The organism is Micromonospora cynarisoli (assembly GCF_030518815.1).
Classification (GTDB): domain Bacteria; phylum Actinomycetota; class Actinomycetes; order Mycobacteriales; family Micromonosporaceae; genus Micromonospora; species Micromonospora wenchangensis.
Window position 1 is genome coordinate 6,311,859 of sequence record NZ_CP130426.1, and the last position, 25,421, is coordinate 6,337,279.

Consider the following 25,421-nt stretch of genomic DNA (forward strand, 5'->3'; position numbering starts at 1 on the left):
GAAGTGGAGCTATCCACTGAACGACCGTTCGGGGTAGGTTTCTGGAACGTCAGCCCGGTGCGTGGTTCCCGCGTGCCGTCGATCCGCAGGGAGGTCAGCGCGATGAGCGGTGGTGACATGCTCGATTTCGAGATCCGTCGGAATCCCGCGCCGGTATCCGCCGCCGAGCGGGCCGCCCTGCTGGTCGACCCCGGCTTCGGCCGGGTCTTCACCGACCACATGGTGACCATCCGCTACGCCGACGGCAAGGGCTGGTACGACCCCCGGGTCGAGGCCCGCGCGCCGATCCCGATGGACCCGGCCAGCGCCGTCCTGCACTACGCGCAGGAGATCTTCGAGGGGTTGAAGGCGTACCGCAGGGCCGACGGTTCGGTGACCATCTTCCGGCCGGAGGCCAACGCCGCCCGGTTCATCGCCTCCGCCCGGCGGCTGGCCATGCCGGAGCTGCCGGCGGAGCTGTTCGTCGAGTCGCTGCGCAAGCTGGTCGAGATCGACCGGGACTGGATCCCCGAGGCCGCCGACGCCAGCCTCTACCTGCGGCCGTTCATGTTCGCCAGCGAGGTCTTCCTCGGCGTCCGCCCGTCCCGGGAGTACCTCTACTGCGTCATCGCCTCGCCTGCCGGTTCCTACTTCTCCGGCGGGGTGAAGCCGGTCACCGTCTGGGTCTCCCCGGACTACACCCGGGCCGCCCCCGGCGGCACCGGCGCGGCCAAGTGCGGCGGCAACTACGCGGCGTCGCTGTCCGCCCAGGCCGAGGCGATCGAGGCCGGCTGCGACCAGGTGGTCTTCCTCGACGCGGTCGAGCGCCGCTACGTCGAGGAACTGGGTGGCATGAACGTCTTCTTCGTCTACGACGACGACACCCTGGTCACCCCGCCGCTGACCGGCACCATCCTGCCGGGCATCACCCGGGACGCGCTGCTCGCCCTGGCCACCGCCGCCGGGCACCGGGTCGTCGAACGTCCGGTCAGCTTCGCCGAGTGGCAGGCCGACGCCGAGAGCGGCCGGCTGCGTGAGGTCTTCGCCTGCGGCACCGCCGCGGTGATCACCCCGATCGCCCGGGTGCGACACCCCGGCGGCGAGTTCGTGATCGGCGGTGGTGAGCCGGGCCGGGCCACCTCGGCGTTGCGGGAGCAGTTGGTGGCGGTCCAGCGGGGCGACGCCCCCGACCCGCACGGCTGGGTCACGCACATCCGCTGACCACCCCAGGGGGCGGGGTCACCGCGGCGCAGGCGGCTCCAACAGGTGGTCGCGCAGGGCGGCGAGCTGGGCGTCGGTGACGCCGGCATGCCGCAGGTAGTCCTCGACCGAGCCGTGCCGCTGGCGCAGCTCGGCGAGGAAGAGCGACATCGCCTCGGCGGGGGAGCCGAGGAAGGGGGCGGGCGGCGCGTCGGCGTCCGGCATGGCCTCGGCCAGCCAGGCGCTGAACCGCTGGGACGCCTCGGTGCTCAGCGCGTAGTCCTCGGCGACCTGCTCGTCGTCGACGCCGAGCGCCGAGAGGGTCAGCGCGCAGACGATGCCGGTGCGGTCCTTGCCGGCGACGCAGTGCACCAGGACGGGCGCGTTGGCGCTGTCGGCGATCAGTCCGACCGCCTCGGCCAGCCCGGCGGTGCCGGTCTCGGCGAGGTCGGCGTACCGGTCGGCGAGGTAGCGGGCCAGGCTGGAGTCCGGCTCGTGGCGGCTCAGCGCCCAGTCGGCGTGCTCGGGGTGGATGTGCCGGTAGGCCAGGCCGTCGAGGTCGGGCACCCGGCCGTCCCGGTCGACCTCGGTCGGGCGGCGCAGGTCGATCACCGTACGGATGCCGAGGGCGCTGAACGCGTCCCGGTCGGTGCCGTCGATGCGGTGCGGGGAGTCCGAGCGGTAGAGCCGGCCCCAGCGGACGGTGTGACGGTCGTGGCCGGGATAGCCGCCGACGTCGCGGAAGTTGAACATCGCGGAGAACGGGATGCGGCGGCTGCTCTCGGTGGGATCCACCCGGACACGGTAGCGGCCGGCGGGGCGGGGTCGCCGCCCCGCCGGCCGCTACGGTCGATCGACCGCCGTGCCTGCCGGTGCCGGTCGGCCGCTACCGGGCGGTGCCTGGCGGCAGGTTGCCGTAGGTGTCGTCGTAGTAGCCGCCCAGCTTGTCGCGGAAGGCCGCGTCGCTGTGGCTGTTCCCGTCGTACTCGGGGGCGGCCTTGATCTGGTCCCTGGTGCGGTCGACGTGGACCTTCCGGTCGTCGTGGTCGACCTGGTTGACGGTGCCGGCCGGGAGCATCACCTTCTTGCCGAAGATCCACGGCCCGGTGTCGACGACGAGGTAGCTGCCGCCGACCTCGTGGCTGGCCTCGTCGATCCTGCCGACGCCACCGTCGGTCGCCGCGACCCGGTAGCCGACCAGGTCGGCGTCGGCCACCCCGGCCTCGTCCCGGTAGGTCCACGGGTCGAACGCCCCGCCGGGAGCGCCGCCCGGGATCGCGCCCTGACCGTCGTCGACCATCGGGTCGGTGACGCCGTGTGTGCTGTGCGGGTCGAGCCTGTCCATCGGAAACCCCTGCCTCGGCTGTCGTGGTCGGAGATGAGCGCCCCGTGTCCGTGATCCGGGCTACCCCCGGGCAGACGTGGCACACACCACGTCCCGGGATGTGGATTCTGTCTCCCAGAACCCGGATGGAGTGGCAGAGTGGCGACCGTGACCAGCTCTGCCCGCATTATTGGCAGCTAGCGCGCCGGCCTCCCCTCTGCCGAGCGCGCAGACCTCCCGCATCCGCGGGGGGTCTTTTTGTTGCTCCCCCCACGTTCCGAGGAAGGGACTCTCGATGACGTTCCAGGTCTACGACACCACGCTGCGTGACGGTGCCCAGCGCGAGGGGCTCAGCTACTCGGTGATCGACAAGCTGGCGGTGGCCCGCCTGCTCGACGAGTTCGGCGTCGGCTTCATCGAGGGCGGGTGGCCGGGCGCCGTACCGAAGGACACCGAGTTCTTCCGCCGCGCCCGCACCGAGCTGGAGCTGCGGCACGCCCTGCTGGTCGCGTTCGGGGCCACCCGCAAGGCCGGGGTCGCCGTCGCCGACGACCCGCAGGTGCGCGCGCTGCTCGACGCGCAGACCCCGGCCGTCGCCCTGGTCGCCAAGGCCGACATCCGGCACGTCGAACGTGCGCTGCGCACCACCGGCGCGGAGAACCTGGCGATGGTCCGGGACACGGTCGCCCACCTGGTCGCGCAGGGGCGACGGGTCTTCGTCGACGGTGAGCACTTCTTCGACGGGTTCCGGCACGACCCGGCCTACACCGCCTCGGTGGTCGAGACCGCGCTCGCCGCCGGGGCCGAACGGTTCGTGCTCTGCGACACCAACGGCGGGATGCTGCCGTCCCGGGTGACCGCCGCCATCGCCGACCTGACCGCCCGGACCGGGATCGCCCCGGAACTGCTCGGTATGCACGCCCAGAACGACACTGCCTGCGCGGTGGCGAACACCATCGCGGCCGTCGAGGCCGGGGTGCGGCACGTGCAGGGCACCGCCAACGGGTACGGCGAGCGCCCCGGTAACGCCGACCTCTTCGCTGTCGTGGCGAACCTCCAGCTCAAGCTCGGGCTGCCCGTCCTGCCGGACGGCTGCCTGGACCAGATGGTGCGGGTCTCGCACGCCATCGCCGAGATCGCCAACATCGCCCCCGACACCCACCAGGCGTACGCCGGGGCCGCCGCCTTCGCCCACAAGGCGGGGCTGCACGCGAGCGCGATCAAGGTCGACCCGTTGCTCTACAACCACGTGGACCCGTCGGTGGTGGGCAACGACATGCGGATCCTGGTGACCGAGATGGCCGGCCGGGCCAGCATCGAGTTGAAGAGCCGCGAGCTGGGTCTGGACCTGGCCGGCCATCCGGACGCCGTGTCGAAGGTGACCGCCCGGGTCAAGGAGCTGGAGGCGGGCGGCTGGTCGTTCGAGGCCGCCGACGCCTCGTTCGAGCTGCTGGTCCGCTCCGAACTGCCGGACGCCGCCCCGGTGCGGCCGTTCGCGCTGGAGTCGTACCGGGTGCTGGTGGAGCACCGGGAGGACGGGGAGGTGATCTCCGAGGCGACCGTGAAGATCCGGGTACGCGGCGAGCGGGTGATCGCCACCGCCGAGGGCAACGGCCCGGTCAACGCCCTGGACGAGGCGCTGCGGGTCGGCCTGTCTCGGCACTACCCGGAGCTGCGCGACTTCGAGCTGGCCGACTACAAGGTGCGCATCCTGGAGGGCACCCACGGCACCGGGGCGGTGACCCGGGTGCTGGTGGAGACCGCCGACGGTGCCGGCCGGGACTGGACCACCGTGGGCGTGCACCCCAACGTGGTCGAGGCGTCCTGGCACGCCCTCGTCGACGCTCTCACCTACGGCCTGGACCGCGCGGCGGTGTGAGCTGGGTGGTGGCCGGCACCGGGGCCGTCGGCACGGCGGCCAGTCTGGTGGCGGATGCTGTTTCCGCCGGCCGCCGGAGCCGTTCCGTGAATGGTCGAGAGTTCATGTTTCGCAATTTCCAACATCGTTTTCAGGATGATAAAACGGGTTGGTCGGCTATTGACGCTCCGCTTTTGACGATGCTACGTTCCTCCTCGTTGAGGTGCCGCAACAGAGCGTAGTTTTCCCAGCTCAGGCCGGTTGGAAGGGTTGCTTTTTCGCCATTTCCGGCGCGGGTGGACGTCTTTCCGCCCACGTCAATTCCGGCTCGATCGCACCAGCTCGATCCGGCTCGCCGTACGGCGGGTCGGCCGTATTGCCACGGTCACAAAAGGGAGACCTGTCATGGCCACATTCTTCAGGCGTAAGGCGGCGGCGGTGACGCTCGGCGTCCTGGCGCTCACCCTGGCCGGCGGCGGGATCGCCGTCGCCCAACCGGCGACCAAGGCTCCGGCCGAGGTGGCTCAGCCCGGGGCGCGGCTGGCCGGTGCCACCGGTCAGCCACCGGTGACGGCGGCCCAAGCCAAGCAGGCCCGCGCGGCGCTCAAGGCCTCGCTCGCCCCGCCAGCCTCGGGTTCGGTCGCCTGGGCGGTCGTCGCCAGCAACGGCACCCTGCTCCAGCACTCGGCGAACGTCTTCTCGTCGACCCGGTACGGCACCGGCCAGTACGAGGTGCTGGTCGACTACAGCGTGGTCGGGAAGGCGTTCCAGGCCACCATCGGCACCAACGACCAGTTCAACGTGCCGCCGGCCGGCGAGATCGCGGTCGCCCCACGCAACCAGACACCGAACGGCGTCTTCATCCAGACGTTCAGCTCCAGCGGATCGGTGTCGAACAAGCCGTTCCACCTGTTCATCGCCAACTGAGGCATGGACCCGTCGGCGGTGCCGGCCCCCACCGGGGGTCGGCACCGTCTGCTGTGGACCCCGTCACCCGTCGCGGGTCGGGCGCGGATCACCCGGTGACGCACGCATTGCGCCGCCGCACGGCGTTGCCGCCCCGACGGGCCGGTCGTCCCGGTCCGGGGCGAATCGGCCCGTCGCGGACGGAAATTCCGACGTTTGCCGGCCGGTGACCCCGGGAAGCAAGCACCGTGACGGACATCTCGGACACCCTGGCCAGCCTGCCCCGCCCGGTCGATGCCGACGCGGCGGGCGCCGAGTTGGAACAGACCCTCTTCGAGGTCAAACGCGTGATCGTCGGGCAGGATCGGCTCGTCGAACGGCTGCTCACCGCGCTGATCGCCGACGGCCACTGCCTCCTGGAGGGGGTGCCCGGCGTGGCCAAGACGCTGGCCGCACAGACCCTCGCCACCGTCGTCGGCGGCACCTTCACCCGCATCCAGTTCACCCCCGACCTGGTCCCCTCCGACATCGTCGGCACCCGGATCTACCGGGCCTCGACCGAGAACTTCGACGTCGAACTGGGCCCGATCATGGCCAACCTGGTGCTCGCCGACGAAATCAACCGGGCCCCGGCCAAGGTGCAGTCCGCGCTGCTGGAGGCGATGGCCGAACGGCAGGTCACCATCGGCGGGCGGAGCTGGCCGGTGCCGGAGCCGTTCCTGGTGCTGGCCACCCAGAACCCGATCGAGTCCGAGGGGGTCTACCAGCTCCCCGAGGCGCAGCGGGACCGCTTCCTCATGAAGATCGTCGTCGACTACCCGGGCGACGCCGACGAGCTGGCCATCCTCTACCGGATGAGCAGCGACCGGCCCCGCCCCCGCCAGGTGCTCGACCCGGTCCGGTTGCGTGACTACCAGCGCCGGGCCGCCCAGGTCTTCGTGCACCACGCGCTCGCCGAGTACGTGGTCCGGCTGATCCTCGCCACCCGCGACCCGGGCCGCTTCGGGCTGCCGGAGATCGCCCCGATGCTGGCGTACGGGGCGAGCCCCCGGGCCACCCTCGGCCTGGTCGCCGCCGCCCGCGCCCAGGCGCTGCTGCGGGGCCGCGAGTACGTGCTCCCCGACGACGTCCGCGAACTCGCTGTCGACGTGCTCGCCCACCGACTGGTGCTCTCGTTCGACGCGGTCGCCGACGGGGTCAGCGCCGAGGCGGTGGTGCACCGGCTGGTCCAGGCGGTGCCGCCCCCGGTGCTCGCCACCGGCCACCCCGAGTACACGCCCGACCTGGCGGCGGCGTGAGCGCCCCGGCCGCCCCGGCCGGCCCGACGCTTGCCGACCTCGCCCCCGAACAGCGGCTGCGCCGCCTCGAACTGACCGTCACCCGCCGGCTGGACGGGCTGCTCCACGGTCAGCTGCGCGGCCTGCTGCCCGGCCCCGGCAGCGAGATCGCCGGCAGCCGCGAGTACCGCCCCGGCGAGGACGAGGTACGCCGGATGGACTGGGCGGTCACCGCCCGTACCACCGTCCCGCACGTCCGCGAGGTCGACGCCGACCGGGAGCTGACCACCTGGCTGCTGGTCGACGCCAGCCCCAGCATGGAGTACGGCACCGCCGCGCTGGACAAGCGGGAACTGTCAGTGGCCGCCGTCGCCGCGGTCGGCTTCCTCACCGCCGGCACCGGCAACCGGCTCGGCGCACAGGTGCTCGGCAGCGACGGACTGCGCCGGTTCCCGGCCCGCTGCGGGCGTACCCACCTGCTGAGCCTGCTCCGCGCGCTGCTGCACGCCCCCCGGGTGGACGACACGGCACGGGCCACCCCGCCGGCCGGCCCCGACCTGACCGCAGCGCTCGCCGCGGTGCAGCGGGTCGCCGTCCGGCGGGGGCTGGTGGTGGTGGTCTCCGACTTCCTCGACGGGCTGCCCGACGACCACGACGCCACCACCGGGTGGGAGCCGGCGCTGCGTCGCCTCGCCGCCCGGCACCAGGTGCTCGCGGTCGAGGTGACCGACCCGCGTGAGCTGGAACTGCCCGACGTCGGCCTGATCACCCTGGCCGACCCGGAGACCGGCCGGCGGCGCGAGGTGTGGACCGGCGACCCGGAGCTGCGCCGCCGGTACGCCGGTGCCGCCGCCGCGCAACGCGCCCAGGTGGCCCGCGCGCTGCGCCGCAGCGGAGCCGACCACCTGGCGTTGCGGACCGACCGGGACTGGACCGCCGACATCGTGCGGCACGTGCACGCCCAGCGTCGGCTGGCGGCGTCCGCCGCGCCCCGGGGAGGTGTCGCGTGAACTGGCAGTCACCCGCCCGGCTCCTGCTGCTGCTCGGGGTGGCCGCGCTGGCCGCCGGCTACCTGCTGGCGCAGCGCCGGCGCAGCCGGTACGCGGTCCGCTTCACCAACCTGCGCCTGCTCGACCGGGTCGCCCCGCAGCGGCCCGCCTGGCGGCGGCACGTGCCCGCCGGTCTGTTCCTGGCCATGCTGGCGCTGCTGGTGGTCGGCTTCGCCCGACCCACCGCCGAGGTACGGGTGCCCCGCGAGCGGGCCACCGTGATGGTCGCCGTGGACGTCTCCACGTCGATGCTCGCCACCGACGTGGAACCGGACCGGTTGGCCGCCGCCAAGGAGGCCGCCCGGGACTTCGTCGACGGGCTGCCCGACGAGTTCAACGTGGGGCTGGTCGCGTTCGCCGGCAGCGCCGCGGTGCTGGTGCCGCCGAGCACCGACCGGGGCGCCCTGCACGACGGGATCGACCGGCTCGCCGAGGGAATCACCGGGGTGCAGGGCACCGCCATCGGCGAGGCGATCAGCGCCTGTCTCGGCGCGGTGAAGAGCCTCGACGGGAAGGCGGCCAAGCAACCACCGCCGGCCCGGGTCGTCCTGCTCTCCGACGGGGCGAACACCTCCGGCGCCGACCCGATGGAGGCGGCTGCGGCGGCCGTCGCGGCGAAGGTCCCGGTGCACACCATCTCGTTCGGCACCCCGGGCGGCTTCGTCGACCGGGGTGGCCGGCCGATCCAGGTGCCGGTCGACGGGCAGACCCTACGGGCGGTCGCCGACCAGACCGGGGGCGGGTTCCACGAGGCGGGCAGCAGCGCCGAACTGCGCGACGTGTACGAGGACATCGGCTCCTCCGTCGGCTACCGCAAGGAACGTCAGGACATCTCCGCCCGGTTCATCGGGCTCGGGCTGGTCTTCGCCATGGGTGCGGCGGCCGGGTCGATGCGCTGGTTCTCCCGCCTGCCCTGAGCGGGACCGTGCTGGCCCGCCTGCCCTGATCCGTCGCAGCGCACAGTGAGGAGCGGACGTATGGCAGTACCGACCGGCCTGGGGGAGCCCCGGGGCCCCTGGTTCCTCTCACCCGACCTGGGGCCGGACGGCCGACCCCGGTGGGACGTACCGTCGCCGGGAGAGGACCCGTCCCGGCGGCGCTGGCGCGGGCGGTTGTGGACCGCCGTGGCGGTGGTCGCCCTGTCCACCGTCTCCGGTGCGGCGGCCGGCGGCTGGGTGGCCGGCCAGGACGGCGCGGGCCCGACGGCGGCCTCCGCCGCCCCGGTCCCGGCGGAACTGGTCACCGCGGCCCAGAAGACCGTTCCGGGGGTGGTGTCCGTGCTGGTCGGCGGCGGCACCGCCGGGCAGTCGGCGACCGGCTCCGGCTTCGCCATCGACAACGAGCAGCACATCGTCACCAACGACCACATCCTGGCCAAGGGGGGTGGTGGCGCGGTGACCGTGGAGATGCCGGACGGCCGCCGGTACGCCGCCGAGGTGGTGGGCCGGGAGCCGGGCAGCGACCTGGCCGTGCTGAAGGTGCCGTCGGCCGCCGGGTTGGCCCCGTTGCCGCTGGCCAAGCCCCGGTCCACCCGGGTCGGCGAACCGGTGCTCGCGGTCGGCTCGCCGCTCGGCCTGGCCGGGACGGTGACCGCCGGGATCGTCAGCGCCCTCAACCGGCAGGTACGGCTGGGCACCAGCCGGCGCAGCGCGGTGCAGACCGACGCGTCGATCAACCCGGGCAACTCCGGCGGTCCGCTGGTCAACGCCCGGGGCGAGGTGGTCGGGGTGAACACGGCGATCGCCACCATCGACGGCAGTGGGTCGATCGGCATCGGCTTCGCCATCCCCATCGACCAGGTGCAGCAGACGGCCGACACCATCATCGGCAAGGGCGGCTGAGCCGTGTCGCCTGACAATGGCGGCTGTGACCAGGTAAAACTTACAGATGTCGAGGTCAGAGCCATCAGTCTATAGAAATATGACGCTAAATGTGGATACTGGCGTGGGTGGAGCTACCTCTCATCGCGTTGCTGCTGGTGGTGGGCCTCGTCGTCGGCTGGGGAGTCGGCGCGCGGTACGCCCGCGCCCGCCGTGGCTGGACCGACTACCGGGCCGCCAGGCGGGCCGTCCCGGGTGCCCGCCGGGCCGCCCTCGTGCTGGTCCGGGCGGTCTTCACCCGGGTCGGGGTGATCGCGCTGCTGCTGTTCGGCGCGGTCGCCTACGCCACCGTCGGGCCCGACCACGACCGGGCCGAACCGGCACCCGGACCCGCGCCCTCGGCGACCGTGACGCCCACCGGCGGCCGGGGGCGCTAACCTCGCCTGATGGACGACGGATTGCGGGTGACCGACAGGTGGACCGTGCCCGCCGCCGAGCTGCGGGAACGCTTCTCCCGCTCGTCCGGACCGGGCGGGCAGGGCGTCAACACCACCGACTCCCGGGTCGAGTTGAGCTTCGACGTGGCCGGCACCACCAGCCTGCCTCCGGCGCTGCGCGAGCGGGTGCGGGAACGGCTCGCCGGCCGGCTCGTCGACGGGGTGCTCACCATCGCCGCCAGCGAGCACCGCGCCCAACTGGCCAACCGGGAGGCGGCCCGGGAACGGCTGGTTGCCCTGCTGCGTGAGGCCGTCGCCCCGCCCCCGCCGCCCCGGCGTCCCACCCGACCCTCCCGGGGCGCCAAGGAACGTCGGCTGGCCGACAAGAAGCGCCAGTCCCAGCGCAAACGGGACCGCCGCGCCGACGGCGACTGACCGCCGGCCGCGCCGGCGGCAGAAAACCCGGGCCCAGGCGGGCCCGCGCTGCCTAGGCTGGCGGGCATGTCCACCGACACCCTGGTCACCCTCGCCGGCACCGTCGCGCTCGCCTGCGCCCCCGACGGGCCGAGGATCTGCGGCGGCGACGACGCCACCGACGTGATCGGCGCGGCGCTGGGCCACGGGGTCGACCTGGTGGTGCTTCCGGTACGCCGGCTCGCCGTCGAGTTCTTCACGCTGCGTACCGGGGTGGCGGGCGCGGTGGTGCAGAAGTTCGTCAACTACCGGCTGCGGCTGGCCGTGGTCGGTGACATCTCCGGGCACGTCGAGCGGAGCACCGCCCTGCGCGACTTCGTCGCCGAGGCCAACCGGGGCGGCCAGCTCTGGTTCGTCGACACCACGGCCGAGCTGGAGGAGCGGCTGCGTGTCGAAGCGCTTCGCCAGGATGCGGGAGGGCGTTGAGCCGGGGCGGCCGGTCTGGTGGGATGTCCGTGGGAGCAACCGGGCCGTCACCGACCGCACGTCGTCACGTGACAGGAGTCCCCTCACCATGCTCCGAAGGCCGTTCCTCTCCGCCCTGCTCGCCGCGTTCGCGGCCGTTCCCCTCACCCTGCTCGTCGGGCTGGTCGCCACCCCGGCTGCCCACCCCGCCGCCGCCACCCCGGTACGCGTCATGCCGCTCGGCGACTCGATCACCGGCTCGCCCGGCTGCTGGCGTTCCCTGCTGTGGAACCGCCTCCAGTCCACCGGCCACACCGACGTCGACTTCGTCGGCACCCTCGGCCCGCAGGGCTGCGGGCAGCCGTACGACGGGGACAACGAGGGTCACGGCGGCTACCTGGTGACGAACGTCGCCAACCAGAACCTGCTGCCCGGCTGGCTCGCCGCGACCCGCCCCGACGTCGTGCTCATGCACTTCGGCACCAACGACGTGTGGAGCAACATCGCCCCGGCCACCATCCTCGCCGCGTACTCGAAGCTGGTGGACCAGATGCGGGCCAGCAACCCGGCGATGCGGATCATCGTCGCCAAGATCATCCCGATGGCGCCGTCGAGCTGCGCCGAGTGCGGACAGCGGGCGGTGGCCCTGAACGCCGTGATCGACGGCTGGGCGGCGGGGAAGACCACCGCCGTGTCGCCGATCGTCGTGGTCGACCAGTGGACCGGATTCAGCACCGCCACCGACACCTACGACGGGGTGCACCCCAACGCGGCGGGCGACCAGAAGATGTCCGACAGGTGGTACCCGGCGCTGGTGGCCGCCCTCGGCGGGGTCACCCCGACGCCCAGCCCGACCGGCACGCCCAGCCCCACCAACTCGCCGAGCCCGACGGTCGGTCCCACGGTCCCGCCCACCGGGTCACCCACGGTCGACCCGCCGACCACCTCACCGCCGGCCGGGGTGGCCTGCACCGCCAGCTACCGGATCACCAACCAGTGGCAGGGCGGACACCAGGGCGAGGTGACCGTACGCAGCACCGGCACCGCGCGGACCACCGGCTGGCGGGTCACCTTCACCCTGCCCGCCGGGCAGCAGATCACCCAGACCTGGAACGCCGACCTGATCCAGACCGGCGGCGCGGTCACCGCCCGCAACGTGAACTGGAACGGCGCGCTCACCCCGGCCGCCGAGGCCACCTTCGGGTTCCTCGGCACCAACACCGGCACCGCCACCGCCCCCTCGGCGACCTGCACCGCCAGTTGATCCGACGAGGGTCCGGGCCCCGGCCCGGACCCTCATCCGGGTCAGCCGGAGGCCGCCGTGGCGTGGTCCAGGGCGGTCAGCAGGCGGGCGCGCAGCACGGCGGCCCGCTCGGCGAAGCCGCGCTGGGCCGCCGCGTACTCGGCCCGCCCCTCGGCGCTCTCCACCCGCACCGGCGGGTAGCCGAGGGCGGCCAGATCGTAGGGGCTGGCCCGCATGTCCAGCGCCCGGATCTGCCGGGCCAGCGCGAAACAGTCCGCCACCAGCTCCGCGGCGACCAGCGGGGAGAGCTTGTACGCCCACTTGTAGAGATCCATGTTGGCGTGCAGACACCCCGGCTGCTCCAGCGCGTGCTGGGTGTCCCGGCTCGGCTGGAGCACGTTCAGCGGCCGGGCCGGCGCGGTGAAGAACCGGAACGCGTCGAAGTGGCTGCACCGCACGCCCCGCTCGCGTACCACGGCGGCGGTGTCGTCCGGGCTGAGCCGCAGCGGCCAGGCGTTGTGCCGGACCTCCTCCTGGGTCTGCCGGTAGACCATCGCCCACTCGTGCATCCCGAAGCAGCCCAGGTGCGCCGGCCGGCCGGCGGTCGCGGCCAGCAGCTCCCTGATCCAGCCGATCGAGTCGGCGCGCCGTGCGCGTACCCGCTCGGTGTCGAGGGTGACCCCGGCGTGGTCGGCGCGGTAGTCCCGGCCGAACTCGGCCGGGTCGGCGTCCCGCAGCAGCACCCCCGCGCCCGGATGCCAACGGCGCAACTGCGCCGGCCGGTAGGAGTAGTAGGTGAAGAGGAAGTCCTCCACCGGATGCCGGCCGCCGGTGCGACGGCGGGCCAGGTGCGGGTCCAGCCAGCCGGCCACCCGCGCCGCGTGGGCCGCCCGCCGGGCCTGCCAGTCGGCCGCGTCGAGGGCGGCGGGGGCGAGGGCGGCGGTCACACCTGTCAGGGTACGACCGCCGCCCGCCCCCGGTCAGGGCACGTCCACCCGGACCCCGGCGGAGAACACCCCGCTGCGCAGCTCCAACTGCTTCGGCTTCTGCGCGCCGTGCACGGTGAAGACCAGCGGCAGCACCACCCGGCTGCCCGCCGAGACGGGCTGGGCGAAGACGTCACGTCCCAGGTTCGCCAGCCGGGTGGCGTCCTCGTCGGTGCTCACCCAGGTCCCACCCGGCAGGTACGCGCGCTGGAGCTGACCGTGCCAGCTCTGCTGCTCCGGGGTGACGTTGCGCACCCCGACCGTGGCCTGGCACTGCTGGCTGGCGACCCTCGCGGTGGCGCAGACCACCCGGTAGACGGTGAACTCGAACGCCTTCTCCCGCAGCGGGGTGCCGACGGGGCCGGTCATGGTGGTGCCCGTCCACGCCCCGGCGGTCGGCTGCTTGGTGGTGTCGATGGCGGCGACCTGGCGGGTGGCCGTCCAGGCGGCGGCGAAGACCACGCCGGCCAGCACCGTCGCGGCCACCCCCACCACCAGCCACACCGACGGGCTGCGGCGTCGCCCGACCTGTCCGGGTACGGCGGGGCGCGGGTACACCGTCCCGCCACCCGGGGCCGCCGGGCCGCCCGCGTACGGCGGGGTGCCGGCCGCCACCGGCGCGGTGCCGGTCGGCTCGATCCCGCCCGCCCGTCGCCGGGCCCGCCGCCACCACCAGAGCGCGCCGGCCAGCAGCGCCAGCACCACCAGGGCCGCGCCGAGCAGGATCGGCGGCTGCCGCCAGGTCGGCGTCGCGGGCACCACCGCCTCCGGGGTCGCCGCGCTGTGCCAGGTGGCCGTCGCGCAGTCGTACGGCTGGTCGCCGTCACCGGCGTAGGCGCAGGCCGGCGCGGTCAGCGCCCGGCCCGGCGCGGCGGCGGCCAGGGCGGTGTCCAGGGTCCGGGTCGCCCCGGCCGGCAGGGCGAGCCGCCAGGTGACCTCCCCGCCCGCGCCCGCCCCGCCCGGCCGGGTGACCAGGCCACCCGCGCTTACCGCGGTGGTCGAGGTGCCGGCCGGCAGCTCCTGCCGGACCATCGTCTGCACCGTCGAGCCGCCCGTGTTGCGCACCATGATCCGGTAACCCGGCACCCGGGTCGCGGCGGGTGCCACGGCCACCGTGACCTGCGGTGCCGGCCGGGGCACGCCCGGATTGCCGGCGGTGGTCATCCCGGGGGCGGGCGCGGTCGGGGTGACAGGTACGACCGCGCCGCTGGCCGCCACGCCGGGCGCGGCGGGTGCGGCCCGGGCCGGCCGGGGAGGCGGCGCCTCCCGGGCCGGGGCCACCGGCGTCGCCCAGGCGGCGAGGTGGGCCGGTACGGCGGGGCGGGCGGTGGCCGCCGGCCGGGCCCGGGTGACCGGCCCCGTCGGTGTCCGGCCCGGCTCCACCGGGCCGGCGGTGACCGCCGCCGGTGCCCGACCCGGCCCTGCCGTCGTGGCGGGCCCTGCCGTCGCAGCGGTCACCGCCGGGCCGGCCGGTGTGGCGCGGGGCGCGGGGCCGGTGCCGGGCAGCGCCGGCACGGCGGCGAGAATGCCCAGGCAGTTCACGAAAACCGCGAGGGCCCTGTGGTGTCGTCTCGATGCAGGCATACCAACGAACCTCCGGAGCCGACGTTAGGAGCGCGCACCCTCCGGGCGGGTACGAAGTGCCGAAGCCCGACCGCAGCGCCGACCGATGGCCTACGCTGCGCCGACGTCCCGGCGGTCGACGGGTGACGGCGGGCGTGGGGATAGATTGGCCGGGTGCGTATCGCTCGTTTCGCTCATGCCAAGGGAATGTCGTTCGGGGTCGTCGAGGGCGAGCCGGAGGCCGGGCCGCAGGGCCTGACCGTCGCCGAGATCGAGGGCCACCCGTTCGGGCAGATCCAGTTCTCCGGCGCCCGGTGGGCGCTCTCCGACGTGCGGCTGCTGTCGCCGATCCTGCCCAGCAAGGTGGTCTGTGTGGGGCGTAACTACGCCGAGCACGCCGCCGAGCACGGCAACGAGGTGCCGAAGGAGCCGTTGCTCTTCCTCAAACCGTCCACCTCGGTGATCGGCCCCCGGGACGCGATCCGCCTGCCGATCTTCTCCCGGCAGGTGGAGCACGAGGCCGAACTGGCCGTGGTGATCGGCGCGCCGGGTGCCCGCCGGGCCGACCGGGCCACCGCCGCCAAGGCCGTCTTCGGCTACACCTGCGCCAACGACGTCACCGCGCGGGACCTCCAGCGTTCCGACTCGCAGTGGACCCGGGCCAAGGGCTTCGACTCGTTCTGCCCCATCGGCCCCTGGATCACCACCGGTCTCGACGTCTCCGACCTGGAGGTGCGCTGCGAGGTGGGGCGCAACCCGGACGAGATGGAGGTACGTCAGCTCGGCCGGACCAAGGACATGGTCTTCGACGTGCCGGCGCTGGTGTCGTACATCTCGCACGTGATGACGCTGCTGCCCGGGGACGTGGTGCTGACCGGCACCCCGGCCGGGGTTAGTCCGCTCACGGACGGAGATACGGTCACCGTACGGATCGAGGGGATCGGCGAGCTCACCAACTCGGTGGTGCCTGTCGCCTGACCCGTACGACACCCCTGTTTTCGCAGCTCACGGGCGGTTTGGGGGATTGGATTTGGCCTGTTGGCGCGGGGAGGGTAAAGTTCCTTCCCGGCGCCACAAGGGGCCAATGGGGTATGGGGTAATTGGCAGCCCAACTGATTCTGGTTCAGTTAGTCTAGGTTCGAGTCCTGGTACCCCAGCGCAACCGCAGGTTCACCCGAATCCGTGGACGCTGGATTCTGACGGAGGTCGGCTCCGTCCCGTAACCGGGGCGAAGTTGATCTCTGATAGAGTGCAGCTTCCCCGCCCGGCAGGGCAGGGAAGCACGAGCTATGTTCTGGCCCCGTCGTCTAGTGGCCCAGGACGCCGCCCTCTCAAGGCGGTAGCGCCGGTTCGAATCCGGTCGGGGCTACAACGCTGACAGCCCGTCCCACCTTCGTTGGGGCGGGCTTCTTCGCGTCCCGGGGGGACGTGGGAGTCCGGGCGTGGCGGCCTGACCCGGCGCGGCGGGCACCGTGCGGGTGGCCAGGTCCGGTGCGTGTGGCTGGATTCGCGTGGGTGGTCGGCCGCTGCGGCTGGTTGCCCCGCGTGGGTGGCTGACCCGCGTGGGTGGCTGGCCCGGGTGCGGGTGGCTGGTCCGGCGCGGGTGGCGATGATGCGCCGTCCCGGCCGCCCGGACACCCCGACTTCACGACACGGACAGGCTCGCACCGGGGTGCCGACCCCCGTCTTGGGACCCGGAGGCGGGTGCCGTTAGACTAATGCCGCACCGCCCCCCGGGGTGGTGAAGCAGGAAAATGTGCCTGGCCCCGTCGTCTAGTGGCCCAGGACGCCGCCCTCTCAAGGCGGTAGCGCCGGTTCGAATCCGGTCGGGGCTACCACACGATCGGCCCGTCTCGCCCCGCGAGGCGGGCCGATCGCCATCTCCCCTCCCTCGCTCCCTCCCGCCCCTCTTTCCTCCGTCCGCGCCCGGGCCCCCGCCGCTCTCGCCTCGGTGATCAAGAGCTTTGCGTCACTTTGATCTCTGGACATGACGCAAACTTCTTGATCACCGAGGCGGGGCGGGGAGGGGCGAGGTGGTGAGGAGGTGGGGCCGAGCGGTGGGGCGGGTGGGGAGGGTCAGAGGCCGGAGAGGCGTTGGCCGGCGCGGACGACGGCCATGGCGTGCCGTTCGCCGGGGCGGCGGCCGAGGCGCTCGATCGGTCCGGAGATGCTGATCGAGGCGATCACCCGGCCGGTGCGGTCCCGGATCGGCGCGGAGACGCTCGCCACACCGGCCTCCCGTTCGGCGACGCTCTGCGCCCAGCCCCGGCGGCGTACCTCGGCGAGGGTGCGGCCGGTGAACTTGGACCGGGGCAGCAGCGGCATGACCGCCTCGGGCGGCTCCCAGGCGAGCAGGATCTGCGCCGCGGAGCCGGCCGTCATGGGCAGCACGGAGCCGACCGGCACGGTGTCCCGCAGGCCGCTGGCCCGCTCGGCGGCTGCCACGCAGACCCGCTCGTCGGCCCGGCGCAGGTAGAGCTGGGCGCTCTCCCCGGTGGCGTCGCGCAGCGCGGCGAGCAGCGGCTCGGCGGCGGTCAGCAGGACGTCCGGGGCGGCGTTGGCCAGCTCGCCGAGCCGGGGCCCGGGACGCCATCGCCCCTGGGTGTCCCGGACCAGCATCCGGTGGATCTCCAGGGCCTGGGCCAGCCGGTGTGCGGTGGCTCGGGGCAGCTTGGTGCGTTCAACGAGTTCGGCCAGGCTGGCGCCGTCGACACAGGCGGCCAGGATGACCACCGCCTTGTCGAGGACGCCGACACCGCTCATACTGTGTCCCACAAGCCGAAATTTACCTCCCAGAATTTAGGATGTCCAGATGGTGGGAGTCACTCAACCGAGGACCCTGGCCGAGAAGGTCTGGGACGCACACGTCGTACGGACCGCCGAGGGTGAGCCGGACCTGCTCTACATCGACCTGCACCTGCTGCACGAGGTGACCAGCCCGCAGGCGTTCGACGGGCTGCGCCTGGCCGGCCGGCAGGTCCGTCGCCCCGATCTCACGCTCGCGACCGAGGATCACAACACCCCGACCGGGTACGACGATCCCGCGTTCCGGCTGCGCCGGGGCGACCTGCTGACGATCGCGGACCCGACCTCGCGTACCCAGATCGAGACGTTGCGCCGCAACTGCGCCGAGTTCGGCCTGCGGCTGCACCCCCTGGGCGACGAGAACCAGGGCATCGTGCACGTGATCGGCCCCCAGTTGGGCGTCACCCAGCCCGGCATGACGATCGTCTGTGGCGATTCACACACCGCCACCCACGGCGCGTTCGGGGCGCTGGCCTTCGGCATCGGCACCAGTGAGGTCGAACACGTCCTGGCCACCCAGACCCTGCCGCAGGCCCGCCCGAAGACCATGGCGGTCAACGTCACAGGCCAGCTCGGCCCCGGCGTCACCGCCAAGGACCTGGTCCTCGCGCTGATCGCCCAGGTGGGCACGGGCGGCGGACGCGGCCACATCGTCGAGTACCGGGGCGAGGCCATCCGGGCGCTGTCGATGGAGGGCCGGATGACGGTGGCGAACATGTCCATCGAGTGGGGCGCCAAGGCGGGCCTGATCGCGCCGGACGAGACCACCTTCGCGTACCTCAAGGGCCGGCCGCACGCGCCGGCCGGGGCCGACTGGGACGCGGCGCTGGCCTACTGGCGGACGCTGCCCACCGACGACGGCGCGACCTTCGACGCCGAGGTGACCCTGGACGCCTCCCGGATCACCCCGTTCGTCACCTGGGGCACCAACCCCGGGCAGGGCGCCCCGCTCGGCGCGGCCGTGCCGGACCCGGAGGACTTCACCACCGACGCCGAGCGGACCGCCGCGCGCCGGGCCCTGGAGTACATGGACCTCACCCCGGGCACCCCGCTGCGCGACCTCGCCGTCGACGTGGTGTTCGTCGGCTCCTGCACCAACGGCCGGCTGGAGGACCTGCGGGCCGCCGCCGACGTGCTGCGCGGCCACCGGGTCGCCGACGGGGTACGGATGCTGGTGGTGCCCGGCTCCGCCGCCGTGCGGGAGGCCGCCGAGGCGGAGGGCCTGGACAAGGTCTTCGCCGACGCCGGAGCGGAGTGGCGGTTCGCCGGCTGCTCGATGTGCCTGGGCATGAACCCGGACACGCTGAAGCCGGGCGAGCGTTCGGCCTCGACCTCCAACCGCAACTTCGAGGGCCGGCAGGGCCGGGGCGGGCGTACCCACCTGGTGTCGCCGCCGGTCGCCGCCGCCACCGCCGTGACCGGCCGGCTCGCCGCCCCGGCCGATCTGTAGAAGGGCAGCCGAGAGATGGACAAGTTCACCACCCACACCGGCACCGCCGTGCCACTGCGCCGATCCAATGTGGACACCGATCAGATCATCCCGGCCGTGTACCTCAAGCGGGTGACCCGTACCGGCTTCGCCGACGGACTCTTCCGGGCCTGGCGCGACGATCCCGCATTCGTGCTCAACAACCCGGCGTATTCCGGGGCCACCATCCTCGTGGCGGGGCCGGAGTTCGGCACCGGGTCGTCCCGGGAGCACGCCGTGTGGGCGCTGCGCGACGGGGGTTTCCAGGCGGTCGTCTCGCCCCGGTTCGGTGACATCTTCCGGGGCAACGCCCTCAAGGAAGGGCTCCTCCCGGTCGAATTGGAACCGGCCGCGGTCGAGCAGATCTGGGACCTGGTGGAGGCCGATCCGACCACTGCGGTGACGGTCGACCTGACCACCCGAGAGGTCCGGGTCGGGGATTCCACCTGGCCGTTCCCGCTCGATGACCACAGCCGCTGGCGGCTGATGGAGGGCCTCGACGACATTGGACTCACCCTGCGGCACCTCGCCGACATTGAGGCGTACGAGGCCGGCCGACCGTCGTTCACCCCCGCCGTGGTCTAGCCGTACGCCGGGCCACGGCACCGTTTTCGCCCCCACCGGTTCATCCGGTGGGGGCGAATCCGTTACGACACAAGGGCTTTTTTCCACCGAATGTTTGTGTCCAGGCAGCACAGGGCATACGGTGCGCGCAGAATGGCTCGCGTCGAGTCAGTTGCACAATCGGGAGGAAGTCGTGAACAAGGCCGAGCTCATCGAGGCGCTCGCCGCTCGCCTGGGGGACCGCAAGTCGGCGACGGCGGCGCTCGACGCGGTCCTCGCCGAGGTCCAGGCGGCGGTCACCAAGGGCGACAAAGTGGCGATCACCGGATTCGGATCGTTCGAAAAGCGTGTCCGGGCGGCGCGAACAGCGCGCAACCCGCGTACCGGCGAGGCGGTGAAGGTCAAGAAGACATCCGTTCCGGCCTTCAAGCCGGGCGCCGGTTTCAAGGAGATGGTGGCCACCGGCAAGGTGCCGAAGACCGCTGCTCCGGCGAAGAAGACCACCACCACGGCGGCCGCCAAGGCCACCGGCACGAAGGCCACCGCCGCCAAGGCGACAGGCACCAAGGCGACCGGCACCAAGGCCACGGGCGCGAAGGCGACCGGCACTAGGGCGACGGCCGCGAAGGCGACGGGGGCCAAGGCGACGGGGGCCAAGGCCAGCGGGGCGAAGGCGACCGCCGCCAAGAAGACGACGGCGACCGCGGCCCGCAAGACCACGGCGGGCGCCACCAAGGCCACCGCCGCGACCAAGGCGGCCACCAAGAAGGCCACGCCGGCCAAGAAGACCGCCACGGCGACCAAGGCGACCACCGCCCGCACTCCGGCGGCCAAGAAGGCCACCGCGGCCAAGAGCACGGCCGCCAAGGCGACCACCGCGAAGAAGGCCCCGGCAAAGAAGGCGCCGGCCCGCAAGACGGCCGCCAAGCGCTGACACCGGGTACGACCGGACGGGCGTCCACCAGCACGGTGGACGCCCGTCCGCGTGTTCAGAACCGGTCGGCGGCGAGCAGCCGGTCGGCGGTGAAGGCGAGCAGCCAGCCGCCGCCCTTGGCGGTGCCGAAGTCGTCGTCGCGCCCCGCCAGCCGGGCCAACGCGCCCGGGATCACCCTGCCCTGGCTGCACACCCCGACCGGCTGCCCGGCGGCGGCCAGCTCGACCAGCCGGCCGGCGGCGGCCAACGCGCACTCGTCGACCTGCTGGCCCGGCTGCGGCTCGTCGAAGTCGCCGCACACCTCGATCGGCAGGTCCAGCGTGGCGGCCGCCGGACCGAGGGTCTGTACGCACCGGCGGACCGAGGCCGACAGCAGCCGTACCGGCCGGACCAGGGCGACCAGCGGGGCCAGCGCCTGTGCCTGGGCGACCCCCTCGGCGTCCAGCGGACGGCCGGTGTCCGGCCCCGACCAGGTGGCCCGCTTCCCGGCTTGCGCGTGCCGCACCAGCGCCACCGTGCCGGTGACCCGGGGCAGGGCGGCGAACGCAGCCAGCACCTGCGCGTCGTGCGGGTAGCTCACCCGGGCGACGGCCGCGTCGACGTCGAGCCAGCACACGTCGTCGACCTCGGTGCCCGGCTGGAACCCGCCGACGCCCACGGCCCGCATCGACCAGTAGTCGACCAGCTTCGGCCGGCCCTCGCTGCGGTACCGCACGCTGGGCAGGCGGACCTGCGGCACCGCCCGTACGTCGGTCTCCTCGGCCACCTCCCGGACGGCGGCCAGCAGCGGATGTTCCCCCCGTTCCAGCTTGCCCTTGGGCAGCGACCAGTCGCCGTAGCGGGGCCGGTGCACGAGGCAGACCTCCACCCCGCCACCGTCGGCGGGTCGCCACGCCACCCCACCGGCCGCCCGGATGCCGACGGGTTCCTCGTCCACCATCTGGCCACCCTACGTCCGTGGAATCCCCCGTACCGGCCGGCCGGAGCACCGCGGCGGTCCGGGCGGATCAACCGGCGGAACTGCCCACCCGGCGCAGCAGCAGTTCCTGGAGGTCGTGCAGCGGCTCCTCGGGAGTGCCGGTCCGCCGGCTCCAGCTGCCGTCGGCGGCCAGCTCGAACGCGTCCACGTCCGGGCTCATCGCGGTGGTCATCACCTGGTCCAGCTCGGCGCGGGCGACCGGATCACTCACCTGCACCAGCGCCTCGACCCGGCGGTCGAGGTTGCGGTGCATCAGGTCGGCCGACCCCATCCAGAACTCGGCGTCGCCGTTGTTGCCGAACCGGAAGATCCGCGAGTGTTCCAGGAACCGGCCGAGGATCGAGCGGACCCGGATGTTCTCCGACAGTCCCGGCACCCCCGGCCGCAGCGTGCACATGCCCCGGATCAGCAGGTCCACGTGCACGCCGGCCTGCGACGCCCGGTAGAGCGCGTCGGTGATCTCCTCGTCGACGAGCGAGTTCACCTTGAACTGCACCAGCCCCGGCATGCCCAGCCGGACGTGCGCGATCTCCCGCTCGATCCGCTCCACCAGCCCGCTGCGGATGCCCTGCGGGGCCACCAGCAACCGCCGGTACGCGGTCTGCCGGCTGTAGCCGGTGAGCACGTTGAACAGGTCGGTCAGGTCGGCGCCGATCTCCGGGTCGGCGGTGAGCACGCCGAAGTCCTCGTACAGCCGGGCGGTCTTGGGGTGGTAGTTGCCGGTGCCGATGTGGCAGTACCGGCGGATCTGGTTGCCCTCCTGGCGTACCACCAGGGCGGTCTTGCAGTGCGTCTTGAGCCCGACCAGGCCGTAGACGACGTGGCAGCCGGCCCGTTCCAGGGTGCGCGCCCAGCCGATGTTCGCCACCTCGTCGAAGCGGGCCTTCAGCTCCACCAGCACCACCACCTGCTTGCCGGCGGCGGCGGCGTCGACCAGCGCGTCGACGATCGGGGAGTCCCCGCTGGTGCGGTAGAGGGTCTGCTTGATGGCCAGCACGTTCGGGTCGGCGGCGGCCTGCTCGACGAAGCGCTGCACGCTCGTCGCGAACGAGTGGTACGGGTGGTGCACCAACACGTCCCCGTCGCGCAGGGTGGCGAAGACGCTGCGCGGCACCTCGCCCTCGGCCAGCCGGGGGTGGGTGGCCGGCACGAACGGCTTGTCCTTCAGGTCGGGGCGGTCCGCCTCGCCGTAGAGCTGCCACAGCGCCGACAGGTCCAGCAGACCGGGCACCCGCAGCACGTCGTGGTCGTCCATGTCCAGCTCGCGGACGAGCAGCTCCAGCATGTGGTCGGAGATGGAGGCGGCGACCTCCAGCCGGACCGGTGGGCCGAAGCGCCGCCGGGCCAGCTCCCGTTCCAACGCCTGGAGCAGGTCCTCGTCGCGGTCCTCGTCGACCTCCACCTCGGCGTTGCGGGTGACCCGGAACAGGTGGCACTCGACCACCTGCATGCCGGAGAAGAGCTGCCCCAGGTGCACCGAGATGAGGTCCTCCACGGGCAGCATCCGCAGCCCCGGCTGGTCGCGGCCCACCCGGACGAAGCGGGGCACGTTGTTGGGCACCTTCACCCGGGCGAACAGCTCCGACCCGCCGTCGGGGTCCCGGACCGCCACGGCCAGGTTCAACGACCGCCCGGAGATGTACGGGAACGGGTGCGCCGGGTCCACCGCGAGCGGGGTGAGCACCGGGAAGATGTGTTCCCGGAAGTAGGTGCGCAGCCGCTCCCGCTCCGGGTCGTCCAGCTCCCCCCAGCGGGTGATGCGGATGTCCTCCCGGGCCAGCTGCGGCAGCAGGTCGTCGACGAAGCAGGCGGCCTGCCGGGCGACCAGCCCGGCGGCGCGCTCGGTGATCCGCTCCAGCTGGGTCCGCAGCGGCAGCCGGTCCCCGCCGCGTACCGGCAGGCCGGCGGAGAGCCGCCGCTTGAGCCCGGCCACCCGCACCATGTAGAACTCGTCGAGGTTGCTGGCGAAGATGGCCAGGAACTTGGCCCGTTCCAGCAGCGGCGTGCGCGGGTCCTCGGCCAGGGCCAGCACCCGGCCGTTGAAGTCGAGCCAGGACAGCTCGCGGTTGAGGAACCGGTCGGCCGGCAGTGGCGCGACGGCGGGCGGCCCGTCGGTCGTCGGCCCCCCACCGGTGGCCGGGCCCCCGGCGGGGCGGTCGTCGGTGTCGAGCACCTCGTCCAGCCCGGCGGAGGCCCCGGCGGCGCTGGCGCCGGGGGAGTCGGGGGCGGTGGCGGAGACCTCCTCCGGGGCGCGGCGGGGGCGGGAACCGCTGCGACGGCGGGTGCCGTTGCGGGTCGGGTCGGCGGCGGCGGACGGGCTGGTGGGGTGCTCGCGAGGGGTGCTCACCCGCTCATAATCACCCGATTACGGTTAACGCAAAATGAACTTGGGCCGCGTTGTTCAGACCATCGTCGGCAACGTCACCCGGACGACCCCGCCGTCTGGATCGGTGTGCACCGTCAACCGTTGGCCGAGGCGGAGCAGCCGCAGCCCGGAGGCGTCGAAGGCGCGGGCCGGGAAGGGCAGTTCGGTGCCGTCGTCGAGGAGCAGCACGCCGGTGCGGCTCTGCGCGTCGAAGGTCGCCACGGTGCCCTGCATGCCAGCACCGTACACCGGCCGGTCGGTGCGGGGCCGTCGGCCGGTCGGGTCGGGGGCCGCCGGGACGACGCCGGTCAGCGCGCCGGTGGCCGGGCCGAGACCGAGCCGGGCCGCGTCGGCCAGGTCGGCGGCGGTGTCCACGTCGCGGCGCAGGCTCGGCCAGTCGCCGGGCAGCGGAACCGCCCCGGAGGTCAGGTGCGCCGCCGCCGAGCCGGCCCCGAACCGGGGCGCAAGCGCCACCCCGGGGGGTGTGGTGAGCAGCACCGTGCCGGTACCGGGGGCGTCGGCCACGAACCGGCGTACCCCCGGCGGGCCGGTGCCGACCGCGTGCAGCGCGGCGGCCAGCTCGGCCGGGCGCAGCGCCGGCAGGTCGGCGGTGAGGGCGGCCAGCCAACTCCGGCCGTCGTCGGCCGCCGCCTGCACGCCGTGCCGCAGGGCGGCGTTCAACCCGGCGTCCGGGAGGTCCGGCACCACCCGCGCGCCCGCCGCGCCGACCGTCGCCGCCACCCGCGGGTCGGCGGTGACCACCAGCACCTCGGCCACCGCCGGGCAGGCCAGCGCCGCGCCGACCGTGTCGGCCACCAGCGCCAGCGCCAGCTCCTCGTGCGGTACGGCCGGCAGCGCCCCCCGCAACCGGCTCTTCGCCGCGCGGAGCCGCTTCACCGGCACCACCGCCACCCACCTCGCCTGGCCCACGTCGACAATCCTGCCAGCGGCGGCGGCGGTACCCGCACTGGCCGTACCCGGGACGAGCAGGCATGATTTCCGCTGCGGGCACGCAACGGTGGGGGTGCGGCACGCGGGTGGGGTGACGAGGAGGCACGGTGGCACGGCGCAGGCTGGGTTTCTGGCGACGGTTCGCCGTGGCCCTGGTCAAGCCCGTGATGCTGGCCTGGACCCGACGCACCTGGCACGGTGTCGAGCAGCTGCGCCGGCCCGGGGGCGTCATCATCGTGCCCAACCACATCTCGCACGCCGACCCGCTGGTCTGCGCCCACTTCATCTACGACGCCGGCCGGTGGCCGCAGTTCCTCGGCAAGGCCAGCGTGTTCCGGGTGCCGGTGGTCGGCTACATCCTGCACCGCTGCCGGCAGATCCCGGTGGAACGGGAGACCGCCACCGCGGTCAAGTCGCTGGACCGGTTGATCGCCGCGCTCGACGCCGGCGGCGCGGTGGTGATCTATCCGGAGGGCACCATCACCCGGGAGCCGCAGCTGTGGCCGATGAAGGGCAAGACCGGGGCGGCCCGGCTGGCCCTGGCCACCGGCGCACCGGTGGTCCCGGTGGTGATGTGGGGCCCGGAGCGTCTCTTCGACCCGCGGACCAGCCGGGTGGGCCTGCGGCCCCGGACCCCGGTGACGGTGGTGGCCGGCCCGCCTGTCGACCTGGACCGGTGGGCGGGGGCCACCCCCAGCCGGGTGGTGCTGGAGGAGATGACCGACCAGATCATGCTGACCCTGCGGGACCTGCTTGCCGGTGTCCGGGGTGGCCCACCGCCGCCGCTGTGGGAACGTCCCGTCAGCCCGCGTACTCCCGAGGGGACCGAATGAG

Annotated in this window: 23 protein-coding genes, 3 tRNA genes and 1 pseudogene; 19 read left to right on the forward strand and 8 right to left on the reverse strand. The window is 73.4% G+C overall.

Annotation, left to right across the window (positions count from 1 at the left end):
* Nucleotides 1-102: 102 nt before the first annotated feature.
* The gene (locus Q2K16_RS27785) at nt 103-1,200 is read left to right on the forward strand and encodes a branched-chain amino acid aminotransferase (protein ID WP_302741109.1); all 1,098 of its coding nucleotides are present in this window, start codon (nt 103-105) and stop codon (nt 1,198-1,200) included.
* Nucleotides 1,201-1,218: 18 nt separating this feature from the next.
* Here Q2K16_RS27785 and Q2K16_RS27790 read toward each other — a convergent pair whose 3' ends face one another.
* Entirely contained in the window at nt 1,219-1,974 is a 756-nt protein-coding gene (locus tag Q2K16_RS27790) for a tyrosine-protein phosphatase (protein WP_302741111.1), read from the reverse strand.
* A 91-nt stretch (nt 1,975-2,065) separates the two neighbouring features.
* On the reverse strand, nt 2,066-2,524 hold the full coding sequence (locus tag Q2K16_RS27795) for a PRC-barrel domain-containing protein (RefSeq protein ID WP_489671818.1): 459 nt from the start codon (nt 2,522-2,524) through the stop codon (nt 2,066-2,068).
* Between the two features lie 274 nt (nt 2,525-2,798).
* Here Q2K16_RS27795 and cimA point away from each other — a divergent pair, with 274 nt between their 5' ends.
* From cimA to Q2K16_RS27845, 10 genes are all read left to right on the forward strand, one after another.
* Nucleotides 2,799-4,382 carry a citramalate synthase gene (gene cimA, locus Q2K16_RS27800; protein WP_302741113.1) on the forward strand — a complete coding sequence of 528 codons (1,584 nt, stop codon included), beginning with the start codon at nt 2,799-2,801 and terminating at the stop codon, nt 4,380-4,382.
* A gap of 384 nt (nt 4,383-4,766) precedes the next feature.
* Nucleotides 4,767-5,288, forward strand: coding sequence for a hypothetical protein (locus tag Q2K16_RS27805; protein WP_302741115.1), 522 nt, complete (start codon nt 4,767-4,769; stop codon nt 5,286-5,288).
* A gap of 227 nt (nt 5,289-5,515) precedes the next feature.
* Nucleotides 5,516-6,565 carry an AAA family ATPase gene (locus Q2K16_RS27810; RefSeq protein WP_302741116.1) on the forward strand — a complete coding sequence of 350 codons (1,050 nt, stop codon included), beginning with the start codon at nt 5,516-5,518 and terminating at the stop codon, nt 6,563-6,565.
* Nucleotides 6,562-7,554, forward strand: a complete 993-nt coding sequence (locus Q2K16_RS27815; RefSeq protein WP_302741117.1) for a DUF58 domain-containing protein — start codon at nt 6,562-6,564, stop codon at nt 7,552-7,554. The genes Q2K16_RS27810 and Q2K16_RS27815 overlap by 4 nt, the downstream gene beginning before the upstream one ends.
* The gene (locus tag Q2K16_RS27820; protein ID WP_302741118.1) at nt 7,551-8,510 is read left to right on the forward strand and encodes a VWA domain-containing protein; all 960 of its coding nucleotides are present in this window, start codon (nt 7,551-7,553) and stop codon (nt 8,508-8,510) included. The genes Q2K16_RS27815 and Q2K16_RS27820 overlap by 4 nt, the downstream gene beginning before the upstream one ends.
* Nucleotides 8,511-8,570: 60 nt before the next feature.
* Complete coding sequence (locus Q2K16_RS27825; protein WP_302741120.1) at nt 8,571-9,434, forward strand: S1C family serine protease; 864 nt, start codon at nt 8,571-8,573, stop codon at nt 9,432-9,434.
* Between the two features lie 107 nt (nt 9,435-9,541).
* A complete protein-coding gene (locus Q2K16_RS27830; RefSeq protein WP_302741122.1) occupies nt 9,542-9,850 on the forward strand; it encodes a hypothetical protein in 309 nt (102 codons plus the stop codon).
* Between the two features lie 9 nt (nt 9,851-9,859).
* The gene (gene arfB / locus Q2K16_RS27835; RefSeq protein WP_088641642.1) at nt 9,860-10,285 is read left to right on the forward strand and encodes an alternative ribosome rescue aminoacyl-tRNA hydrolase ArfB; all 426 of its coding nucleotides are present in this window, start codon (nt 9,860-9,862) and stop codon (nt 10,283-10,285) included.
* A gap of 66 nt (nt 10,286-10,351) precedes the next feature.
* A complete protein-coding gene (locus Q2K16_RS27840; RefSeq protein WP_302741126.1) occupies nt 10,352-10,750 on the forward strand; it encodes a DUF4180 domain-containing protein in 399 nt (132 codons plus the stop codon).
* Nucleotides 10,751-10,838: 88 nt separating this feature from the next.
* Nucleotides 10,839-11,993, forward strand: a complete 1,155-nt coding sequence (locus Q2K16_RS27845) for a cellulose binding domain-containing protein (RefSeq protein WP_302741128.1) — start codon at nt 10,839-10,841, stop codon at nt 11,991-11,993.
* Between the two features lie 41 nt (nt 11,994-12,034).
* On the opposite strand, the gene Q2K16_RS27850 is transcribed toward Q2K16_RS27845, so the two are convergent.
* Together Q2K16_RS27850 and Q2K16_RS27855 are read right to left on the reverse strand one after the other, a co-directional pair.
* The gene (locus Q2K16_RS27850) at nt 12,035-12,919 is read right to left on the reverse strand and encodes a 3-methyladenine DNA glycosylase (RefSeq protein ID WP_302741130.1); all 885 of its coding nucleotides are present in this window, start codon (nt 12,917-12,919) and stop codon (nt 12,035-12,037) included.
* Nucleotides 12,920-12,952: 33 nt separating this feature from the next.
* Nucleotides 12,953-14,542, reverse strand: a complete 1,590-nt coding sequence (locus tag Q2K16_RS27855) for a hypothetical protein (RefSeq protein ID WP_302741132.1) — start codon at nt 14,540-14,542, stop codon at nt 12,953-12,955.
* A 153-nt stretch (nt 14,543-14,695) separates the two neighbouring features.
* Between Q2K16_RS27855 and Q2K16_RS27860 the strand changes: the two genes are divergently transcribed.
* The 4 genes from Q2K16_RS27860 (at nt 14,696) to Q2K16_RS27875 (ending at nt 16,359) form a co-directional block, all read left to right on the forward strand.
* A complete protein-coding gene (locus Q2K16_RS27860) occupies nt 14,696-15,499 on the forward strand; it encodes a fumarylacetoacetate hydrolase family protein (protein ID WP_088646079.1) in 804 nt (267 codons plus the stop codon).
* A 107-nt stretch (nt 15,500-15,606) separates the two neighbouring features.
* A tRNA-Gln gene (locus tag Q2K16_RS27865) sits at nt 15,607-15,678 on the forward strand.
* A gap of 139 nt (nt 15,679-15,817) precedes the next feature.
* A tRNA-Glu gene (locus Q2K16_RS27870) sits at nt 15,818-15,890 on the forward strand.
* Between the two features lie 393 nt (nt 15,891-16,283).
* A tRNA-Glu gene (locus tag Q2K16_RS27875) sits at nt 16,284-16,359 on the forward strand.
* Nucleotides 16,360-16,597: 238 nt separating this feature from the next.
* On the opposite strand, the gene Q2K16_RS27880 is transcribed toward Q2K16_RS27875, so the two are convergent.
* Nucleotides 16,598-17,284, reverse strand: coding sequence for an IclR family transcriptional regulator (locus Q2K16_RS27880; protein ID WP_088646078.1), 687 nt, complete (start codon nt 17,282-17,284; stop codon nt 16,598-16,600).
* A 49-nt stretch (nt 17,285-17,333) separates the two neighbouring features.
* Between Q2K16_RS27880 and leuC the strand changes: the two genes are divergently transcribed.
* The 3 genes from leuC to Q2K16_RS27895 all read left to right on the forward strand — a co-directional run bounded on the left by leuC (nt 17,334) and on the right by Q2K16_RS27895 (nt 20,292).
* The gene (gene leuC / locus Q2K16_RS27885) at nt 17,334-18,776 is read left to right on the forward strand and encodes a 3-isopropylmalate dehydratase large subunit (RefSeq protein WP_302741135.1); all 1,443 of its coding nucleotides are present in this window, start codon (nt 17,334-17,336) and stop codon (nt 18,774-18,776) included.
* 15 nt (nt 18,777-18,791) lie between these two features.
* Nucleotides 18,792-19,379: a 3-isopropylmalate dehydratase small subunit gene (gene leuD / locus Q2K16_RS27890; protein ID WP_302741136.1), complete on the forward strand. Its 588-nt coding sequence runs from the start codon at nt 18,792-18,794 to the stop codon at nt 19,377-19,379.
* Between the two features lie 172 nt (nt 19,380-19,551).
* Entirely contained in the window at nt 19,552-20,292 is a 741-nt protein-coding gene (locus tag Q2K16_RS27895; RefSeq protein WP_368052518.1) for an HU family DNA-binding protein, read from the forward strand.
* Nucleotides 20,293-20,347: 55 nt separating this feature from the next.
* On the opposite strand, the gene Q2K16_RS27900 is transcribed toward Q2K16_RS27895, so the two are convergent.
* The 3 genes and pseudogenes from Q2K16_RS27900 to cofC all read right to left on the reverse strand — a co-directional run.
* Nucleotides 20,348-21,232 carry an NUDIX hydrolase gene (locus Q2K16_RS27900; protein ID WP_302741139.1) on the reverse strand — a complete coding sequence of 295 codons (885 nt, stop codon included), beginning with the start codon at nt 21,230-21,232 and terminating at the stop codon, nt 20,348-20,350.
* 67 nt (nt 21,233-21,299) lie between these two features.
* Entirely contained in the window at nt 21,300-23,453 is a 2,154-nt protein-coding gene (locus Q2K16_RS27905) for an RNA degradosome polyphosphate kinase (RefSeq protein ID WP_489671939.1), read from the reverse strand.
* A 468-nt stretch (nt 23,454-23,921) separates the two neighbouring features.
* Nucleotides 23,922-24,566, reverse strand: a pseudogene (cofC, locus tag Q2K16_RS27915) (2-phospho-L-lactate guanylyltransferase); the annotation flags it as partial.
* Between the two features lie 128 nt (nt 24,567-24,694).
* Here cofC and Q2K16_RS27920 point away from each other — a divergent pair.
* Nucleotides 24,695-25,420 carry a lysophospholipid acyltransferase family protein gene (locus Q2K16_RS27920; RefSeq protein ID WP_302741141.1) on the forward strand — a complete coding sequence of 242 codons (726 nt, stop codon included), beginning with the start codon at nt 24,695-24,697 and terminating at the stop codon, nt 25,418-25,420.
* Nucleotide 25,421 lies beyond the last annotated feature (1 nt).

What these genes read in the sequence shown, in the direction of transcription:
- Q2K16_RS27785 (WP_302741109.1), top strand. Translation starts at nt 103, where the DNA reads ATGAGCGGTGGTGACATGCTCGATTTCGAGATCCGTCGGAATCCCGCG.
- Q2K16_RS27795 (WP_489671818.1), bottom strand. Translation starts at nt 2,524, where the DNA reads ATGGACAGGCTCGACCCGCACAGCACACACGGCGTCACCGACCCGATG.
- cimA (WP_302741113.1), top strand. Translation starts at nt 2,799, where the DNA reads ATGACGTTCCAGGTCTACGACACCACGCTGCGTGACGGTGCCCAGCGC.
- Q2K16_RS27805 (WP_302741115.1), top strand. Translation starts at nt 4,767, where the DNA reads ATGGCCACATTCTTCAGGCGTAAGGCGGCGGCGGTGACGCTCGGCGTC.
- Q2K16_RS27825 (WP_302741120.1), top strand. Translation starts at nt 8,571, where the DNA reads ATGGCAGTACCGACCGGCCTGGGGGAGCCCCGGGGCCCCTGGTTCCTC.
- arfB (WP_088641642.1), top strand. Translation starts at nt 9,860, where the DNA reads ATGGACGACGGATTGCGGGTGACCGACAGGTGGACCGTGCCCGCCGCC.
- Q2K16_RS27840 (WP_302741126.1), top strand. Translation starts at nt 10,352, where the DNA reads ATGTCCACCGACACCCTGGTCACCCTCGCCGGCACCGTCGCGCTCGCC.
- Q2K16_RS27845 (WP_302741128.1), top strand. Translation starts at nt 10,839, where the DNA reads ATGCTCCGAAGGCCGTTCCTCTCCGCCCTGCTCGCCGCGTTCGCGGCC.
- Q2K16_RS27855 (WP_302741132.1), bottom strand. Translation starts at nt 14,542, where the DNA reads ATGCCTGCATCGAGACGACACCACAGGGCCCTCGCGGTTTTCGTGAAC.
- Q2K16_RS27880 (WP_088646078.1), bottom strand. Translation starts at nt 17,284, where the DNA reads ATGAGCGGTGTCGGCGTCCTCGACAAGGCGGTGGTCATCCTGGCCGCC.
- leuC (WP_302741135.1), top strand. Translation starts at nt 17,334, where the DNA reads ATGGTGGGAGTCACTCAACCGAGGACCCTGGCCGAGAAGGTCTGGGAC.
- leuD (WP_302741136.1), top strand. Translation starts at nt 18,792, where the DNA reads ATGGACAAGTTCACCACCCACACCGGCACCGCCGTGCCACTGCGCCGA.
- Q2K16_RS27900 (WP_302741139.1), bottom strand. Translation starts at nt 21,232, where the DNA reads ATGGTGGACGAGGAACCCGTCGGCATCCGGGCGGCCGGTGGGGTGGCG.